This is a genomic window from Bradyrhizobium sp. ORS 375 (assembly GCF_000239775.1).
GTDB lineage: Bacteria > Pseudomonadota > Alphaproteobacteria > Rhizobiales > Xanthobacteraceae > Bradyrhizobium.
This window is the reverse complement of record NZ_CAFI01000227.1, coordinates 1-2,792: the sequence shown is the minus strand read 5'-3', so window position 1 is coordinate 2,792 and position 2,792 is coordinate 1. Positions and strand designations below refer to the sequence as shown.

The 2,792-nt window shown below is 69.5% G+C and carries 3 protein-coding genes and 1 pseudogene; all 4 read left to right on the top strand.

The window, feature by feature from the left end:
- Window positions 1-224 (top strand): annotated as a pseudogene (locus BRAO375_RS18635) (hypothetical protein); the annotation flags it as partial.
- 56 nt (window positions 225-280) lie between these two features.
- Window positions 281-1,255: an NAD(P)H-dependent flavin oxidoreductase gene (locus tag BRAO375_RS18630; protein WP_009029011.1), complete on the top strand. Its 975-nt coding sequence runs from the start codon at window positions 281-283 to the stop codon at window positions 1,253-1,255.
- 87 nt (window positions 1,256-1,342) lie between these two features.
- Window positions 1,343-1,609, top strand: coding sequence for a hypothetical protein (locus BRAO375_RS18625; protein WP_009029010.1), 267 nt, complete (start codon window positions 1,343-1,345; stop codon window positions 1,607-1,609).
- A 184-nt stretch (window positions 1,610-1,793) separates the two neighbouring features.
- Window positions 1,794-2,435 (top strand): hypothetical protein, encoded by a 642-nt coding sequence (locus BRAO375_RS18620; protein ID WP_009029009.1) that lies wholly within the window; start codon window positions 1,794-1,796, stop codon window positions 2,433-2,435.
- Window positions 2,436-2,792 lie beyond the last annotated feature (357 nt).

The window sequence follows — 2,792 nt, the reverse complement described above, 5'->3', positions numbered from 1 at the left end:
CGCAGGATTCCGATCAGGCGGCGCGCTCGGCCGAGCGCAAGCGCGCGGCGGAGCAGCGCCGCGCCGAGCGGCACCGGCAATATGTCGAGCGCCGCCGGCAGCGCCGCGAGCAGGATCTGCGCGCCGTCGAGCAGGCGGTGCGCGAGGATTCGACGCCGCGGGCCTATGCCGCACAGCCGGTCGACATGCAGGGGCCGCGCTTCAGCTTCTTCGGCGACGATTGATCGCGCGCGCCGGCGTGGCTATCCCTGAGCTCAACAAGCATCAGGGAGGACACGCGGTGCAGACAAATGCCTTGGCCGGCCTGCGGGCGCGACTGCGGCTGCCGCTGATTGCGGCGCCGATGTTCCTGGTGTCGGGGATGGATCTCGTCAGCGCGGCCTGCGCCAGCGGCGTCATCGGTGCGTTCCCCACGGTGAACTGTCGCACGTCCGACGAGCTCGATGGCTGGCTGCATGACATCGCCGGCCGGCTTGCGCGCAGCAGCGATGCGACCGGCAACGCCCCTGCGCCGGTCTGCCCCAACCTGATCGTGCACCGCTCCAACGCGCGGCTGGCGGCCGATCTCGCCGTGCTGCTGCGCCATCGGCCCGAGCTCGTGATCACGTCGGTCGGCTCGCCGGCGCCGGTGATCGCGCCGCTGCATGACGTGGGCGCGCTGGTGTTCGCCGACGTCGCCTCGATCCGCCACGCCGAGCGCGCCGCCGAAGCCGGCGCCGATGGTCTGGTGCTGCTGACGGCGGGGGCAGGTGGTCAGACCGGCTGGCTCAATCCGTTCGCCTTCGTGCGCGCGGTCCGGCAATTCTTCGCGGGTCCGATCGTGCTCGCCGGCGGCATCAGCGACGGCGTGAGCTTGCGCGCGGCCGAGGTGCTCGGCTGCGATCTCGCCTACATGGGCACCCGGTTCATAGCCACGTGCGAGAGCATGGCGGATCCGCGCTACAAGGCGATGCTGGTCGACAGCTCGGCCGACGATGTGCTGCTGACCTCGGCCTTCACCGGCCTGCCGACCAGCATGCTCCGGCCGTCGATCATCGCGGCGGGGCTCGATCCGGACGACCTGCCGGCGCGCGGCGCGATCGAGATCGGCAAGGACATCGATGTCGGCGCGCGCGAGAACCGGCCGACGCGGTGGCGCGACATCTGGAGCGCGGGGCACGCGACCTCGGGCGTGACGGACATTCCCGACGTGGCCACGCTGGTCGCGCGCACGGCCGATGAGTATGACCGCGCAAGCGCGCGAGGTGCCCCCTGACGCCGACGCGATCCAACTGTGTCCTTAAGGCACCATTAACCATCCCATCCCACAATCCGCCGAGTTTTGATTTGGCGGAATTGCGCGATGGGCATCGAGTTGGGGCTGGTCAAGGAGCGAGCGACGCTCGAGGAGATCCGGATCCGGGTTGGGCACGCCCTGCAGCGGCATCCGCTATGCCGCAATGTGCAATTCGACATCATGAGCGTGCCGCGCACGGCCCGCGGCGGCAACTGGACCATCAGCCTGCATTCGGTGGAACCGGCGGCGCTGTGGGAGGCGTCCGACATCGTCGCCGATATCCAGGCCGCCTACGATCTGCTGACGCCCGCGGAGCTGTCGTCGGCGGCGTAAGAAAAAAATATCCGTCGTCTTCACAGGGCGGAATGGTGACCCATCTGTTTCTGTGGCATCGTAAAGCCTTAATTTGCTCCCACTTTTCGGCAAAGTGCGGCGTTTCCGCCGGGATACGGAGATTTGCGTGACGAAGTCGATCGCTTTTGTCGCTTTGCTGGGTGTTCTGATCGCCGGCGCCGCCGTGACCAGCGTCCTGATGCGGGACAGCGTTCCCTCGGCCGGTGCGATGATGCCGGCAGTGGTCGCCAAGAGCCCGATCTCGAACCGCGACGCCAAGGGTGATCGCCTCGCCATGGTCACACTTGCGACCGCCGAGGTGCAGCCGCCGGTGGCGCCGACCCGGAGCACGCTGCGCCAAGCCTATGCCTATGCGCCGTCCGAGCCGGACATCGCCAAGGAGCCGGCGAGAGAGCCTGCCAAGGCATCGGCCGTCGCAGCCGAGCCGCTTCTGCCGAAGTCCAAGATCATGGCCCGGACCGAGCCGCCGGCCGCGCCTCTGAAGCCTGAGGTGCAGAAGGCCTATTCTCTGCTGTCGGACACCCAGATCGCGGGGATCAAGGAGCGGCTGCGGCTGTCGGCGAGCCAGGAATATTATTGGCCGGCGGTGGAGACCGCGCTGCGCGCCGTCGCCCGCAAGATCCACAGCGCCCGCCAGAACGCCGCCAAGCCCGGCGCTGTCGCGATCGATCCGGACTCCGACGAGGTGCAGCAGTTGAAATCGGCGGCGATGCCGCTGCTCTGGCAGCTCCGCGACGACCAGAAGGACGAGGTGCGGCGGCTCGCGCGGACCATCGGCCTCGACAAGGTCGCCGCCGCGATCTGATCCGGGGCGGCTTCGGTGCCGCCGTGGGAATGGAACTTGAAATGAAAGAAGGCCGCGCATTGCGCGGCCTTCGTGGTTTCTGAGGAGCAGGTTTTACCGGGCCGGCGGGTTCGCCTCCGGATGCCCGCCGCTCTCGGGGCCGGCGCCGGTCGGCGACGAGGCGGGCGCGGTGCGCAGATCGGGGCCCGGCCGCGCCGGCTGGGTCATGGTCGGCGCCTCCAGNCGGCGTGATCGCCGCGCCGGCGCCCACCGTGGTGCCGCGGTCGGTGTTGGTGGGCGCTGCCGGCACCGGGGTCGGCTTGTCGCCGCCGGCGAAGCGGGTGGCGCCGCCGCTCTGATACCCGGCGACCAGCAGGC